Below are 4,918 nucleotides of genomic sequence, written 5' to 3' on the forward strand. Positions count from 1 at the left end.
GGCGTTAACATTCCTAATGGCGGTAATTTTTATTTGCGTTGGAATTTCAACACCACAGGAGCTAACTCGCAAGGAGTTGGTTTAGACAATGTTAGTGTAACAGCTTTGCCTTCAGGTCCTGTGGTTGCCCTAGCCGATAACGGCACACAAATCGCAGCCAACACCGTAGGGCAAGGTGCTGCCAATCATATTTTATCGTCGTTTCAAGTTACCGTGACCAATGTAGCGGCTACTTTAAATTCGGCTTCGTTTACCACCTCGGGCAATTACCAAGCGGCGGATATTGCGGCTTCGGGCTTTACCCTTTGGTACAGTGCTACCAATACTTTTGGTACGGCTACGGCTTTGGGCACCTTGAGTTCGGCAGCAGCCGGCAGTGGTGAAACGCTTAACTTTACAGGCTTAACGCAATCTATTCCGGTAGGCGTGGGCTATTTTTGGGTTACCGCCAATGTGGCCTCGGGGGCTAACATCAACAACACCATCAATTTAAATGCTATTGCCAATGCCAACCTAACGTTTGCTTCGGGCACCAAATCGGGTAGCGCTACTGCAGGCGGTACACAAACCATTACCGCACCGGTTAAAATTACTACACAAAACGGTCCTTGGTATGTAGGCACCACTTGGGTAGGCGGTGTAGTGCCTTCCAATACAGACAATGTAATTGTAGCGCACTTGGTAACCAACACTACCAGCGGTGCCAATATTACCCGCAACGCCGGAACCACTACAGTAATTAATCTCGGAGCCGGTTTATCTACCGGAGCCTTTACTTATACCAACAACGGCAGCACCACCGTAAACGGAACTTTTACCATCCAAAACGGAGGGTATGCCACCGGAAATAACTTTGTATATGGCGGGGCCAGTACCTTGGTGATGAACCATGCCAACAGTACGTATTACAACTTGAATGCCGGACAAGCCTTTTGGCCGGTAGCCAATCCGCCGTTTAACGTAACCATTTCGGCCAACTCGCCAACCCGTTTGAACATGGCGGTAGGACCGGTAAACGGAACCTTAACCTTGAACAACGGCATCGACATCGCGGTAGCCAATGCGCTTACCGTAAACGGAACTTTAAGAATCAATGCCAATGGTTTTGTGAACACCAATTCGCCTATTTACGGCGCCGCTTCTACTTTGCAATACAGCACCGGAGGAGTGTATGGTCGCGGATTTGAATGGCGTGCTTTGGGTGTGGGAACCATCGGAGTAACACCGGGTTATCCTAACAATGTAACCATTCCAACGGCTAACACAGTGTTGGATTACATCAACGGAGCGGCTTCGGGCGCTGTAGGCATCAAGGCTATGGCCGGGTCGTTAACCATCAGTAATGCCACAGCTGCCTTACATATGAATTATGGAGGTGTTTCGGCCGGAGGTGCTTTAGTAGTAGGCGGCAACGTTTCGGTGAGTGCAGGAACTTTAACTTTAGGACAAGCCGCCGGAGACGACATCAAAATAGGAGGAAACTTAACTGTGAACGGGACCGGTGTTTTTAACGGAAATGACAGAGCGGTTTATTTCACCAACAATGCCGCTACCCAAGTGGTATCAACTTCATTAAATCCGCTTACCCTACCGTATGTGGTTTTTGCTCCGGCTTCGGGTAGCACTACAGTACAGTTAACCGGTACCGGAACTTTTGCCATATCTGCACCACTTGGCGGAAATGCCATCAGTTACAGCAGTGCAGCCGATAACTTCGACTTGAACAACGAATCGCTTACCATAGGAACAGCCGGCGTGGCCAATACTATTATCGGCGGCGGTAGTTTTGAGGGAAGCATCACGTCTAACCTTACTTTACAAGGAACAGGCAGTATCGGAACGATAAGATTTATCAACGACTTGAACTTGGCCAACTTTACCCTAAACCGTACTTCGGGTGCCATTGGTTGTGTCATGGGTTCGGCCTTAACCATCAATACCGGCTTAACGCTTACTTCAGGGATCATCGATTTAGATGTGAACACGATGAGTTTAAGAGCTGCCGCTGCTATTACCGGGGCAAGCGCTTCCAACTATATCATAGCCGAGAACACCGGAACGTTGAGCAAGGAGTTTATTGCAGCGCCATCCAGTTTTATCTATCCGATAGGGGACAAAACCGGCACTATGGACTACTCGCCGGCTACCATCAGTCTAACGGCAGGAGCCAGTTTGAACGCCGGAGATTATTTAGGGGTTTCGGTAGTAGATGCCAAACACCCAAACATGACTGCGTCTACCCATTTTATTTCCAGATATTGGTCGATTACCAAAGCCGGTACTTTTACGGCTACATATAATTTTAACGGTACGTATTTACCGGCGGATATCAATGGTACCGAAACCTCTTCGCTATCGCAACAATGGGACGGCACAGCTTGGTCAACCACCGGAACAGCGCCGTTAAACGCTAATACCCTTTCGCTTTCAGGGATAACAGCATTGCCGGCTATCAACCATTGTACCGGAGGTTTGCGCGATGCCGATATCAACATCAGACAAGGCGCTACCAATTATTTAACCGGAAGTATTTATACCTTTGCCAGCACACCGGCCGGAAATTTTGTTGATGTGGTATTCACTTTAGAAAATCTAGGCAACCAAAACTTGTTGTTGTACAACAATACTTTTACCGGAAATCCGCCCTACAGTTTGCAAACCACTATGGGTTATACTGTAACTGTGGTTAATGCTACACCAACTACTTTTACCATTCGTTTTGCACCAGTCGCCACCGGTACTTTTACAGGAAGTATCACCTTCTTGAGCAATGATACGGATGAGGCGAATTATGTGTTAAACTTTAGCGGTGTAGGAACCGGAACTGCCGAATCGGATATAATAGGGGTAACTGCTTCAGAAGCGGCTATTATTCCAACAACCGTTAACGGTACCATTACAACGGTAACCGACGGGGTTCAAGCGTGGCAATTTAAAGTGAGAGACGGTGGCGCTGATTTGTTAGATACCGATAACTTGCCGACTATTTTAACCGATTTAATGATTACCCAATCAGTAAATAATGCGGTTGGCACTTGGTCCGATGGCATCCAATCAGTAGCCTTATTCGACGGGGCTACTTTGGTAGGAACGGGAACGGTAACGGCGACTCAAATTCAATTTACCGGGATGAATGTTTCGGTAGCCGATGGAACAGAAAAAACCCTTTCCCTTCGACTGACCTTGAAATGTCCTTTAGGTCCGGATGCCTTAGACAGCGAAGATTTTGGTTTGGCTATTGTAAACAATGCAACCAATATAGTGTTCAGCGCGGCAGGTTCGGGCAGATTAATAACAGCCTATACACGCGCCACTCCAAATACTACCAATGTGATTAATGTAGTAGCGACCAAATTGTTATTTACCACACAACCTATTACCACCGGCGTTAACAGTGCCATGAGCAATGTGGTGGTAACGGCTACAGACAATTGTGGCAACAAAGACATTAATTTTACAGGAAATGTTAGTTTAACCAGTACCGGAACCATGACCGGCGCACCTCTTACGGTTGCGGCGGTTGCCGGAGAAGCTACTTTTACCGGAATTATTCATACCGCAATCGGAACCGATTACACAATGGGCACTACAGCCGTCGGATTAACCGGAGCCGGAAGTACCTTATTTGATATTTCGGTAGTTACGGTTTTAACCCCGGGTGATTTGGCTGTTTTGGCAGTGAATTATAATTATGACGGAACCGGTTTAGACCAAATTGCTTTTGTGTGTTTCAGAGACTTATTACCGGGTACTTCTTTATTTATTACCGATAACGGTTACGAAAGATTGTTTGCCAATCTTTGGGGTGGAACCGAAGGCGTAATTACCATAACCAGAACCGGTAGTACTTTGCCGAAAGGAACCATTATCACCATACAAACCACCAATACATCGGTTACGGCTGCCAGTCAATTTGATGTGTATACTTGTGGAGCCATTGACACCAATTGGACCAAGTCGGCTATCTCCGGCAGCGGAGTAGGTGGTTTGGGAATTAACAGTGATGATGATGTATGGTTTATGCAAGGAGGTGTTTGGAATAACGATACCGGGCACTCTTCTACCTACACCGGAAATGTATTATACGGTTGGACGGAAAGTGGTTGGAATACGACTCCGGGCGACGGATTATGTGTTCCTTCGGGCAGTGGACCCGATGGTTGTACGCGCTGGTCTACCTTATACCCGGGGATGGAATGTTTTAATACAACCGCTCCTGTAGGAGACGGACGCGTGAAGTTTGACGATCCCGACGCCACCGATTTCACCAACTTGACCAGAGGGAAATTCGATTGGATTACTTTAATTAACGACCAAGCCAATTGGGATTCTTATGCGGATAATACGGCTTATAATGCCGGAGGTTTTAATTATTTGGGAGGCTGTACTTTGGTGTACATTGATACCGATATTTACGTAAACGGAAGATGGAGCGGACGCAAAGACACCAACTGGTTCAACTGTGAAAACTGGGATACTTTGATCGTTCCTACGGCTACAGTTGATGTATTAATTCCTGATACCACTTATGATAGAAGAGCCGTAGTGGATGCCACTGCGCCTTTTGCGATTTACCAAAACTATATTGCCAAAGCAAAAAATTTAACCATTAGCGGAGAAGGTTTAGAAGTTTCCGGTAACAGCAACAACAAATTAGAAATACACGGTAATCTTATCATAAACAATACAGTAGCAGACGGTGCCTTCGATATGAATGACGGCAATAATGCTACTGCCGACGGTCAAATTTACTTGTATGGTAATTGGACCAACAACAAAAACAACAATGCCTTTGATGAAGGAAACGGTACCGTACATTTTATTGGTGCGCCAACGCCACAAATCATCAGTGCGGTTGCGCCTTTAGGAACAGAAGTGTTTTACAATGTGTTGATGGATAACAACTTCACTACTTCGG

The 4,918-nt window shown here is 46.4% G+C and carries 1 protein-coding gene; it reads left to right on the forward strand.

What is annotated here, in order from left to right:
* A partial coding sequence (locus ACIQ32_RS12225; protein WP_396195959.1) for a beta strand repeat-containing protein occupies positions 1–4,918 on the forward strand: 4,918 nt, incomplete at both ends.

The sequence above is a fragment of the Flavobacterium sp. genome, assembly GCF_044373165.1.
GTDB lineage: Bacteria > Bacteroidota > Bacteroidia > Flavobacteriales > Flavobacteriaceae > Flavobacterium.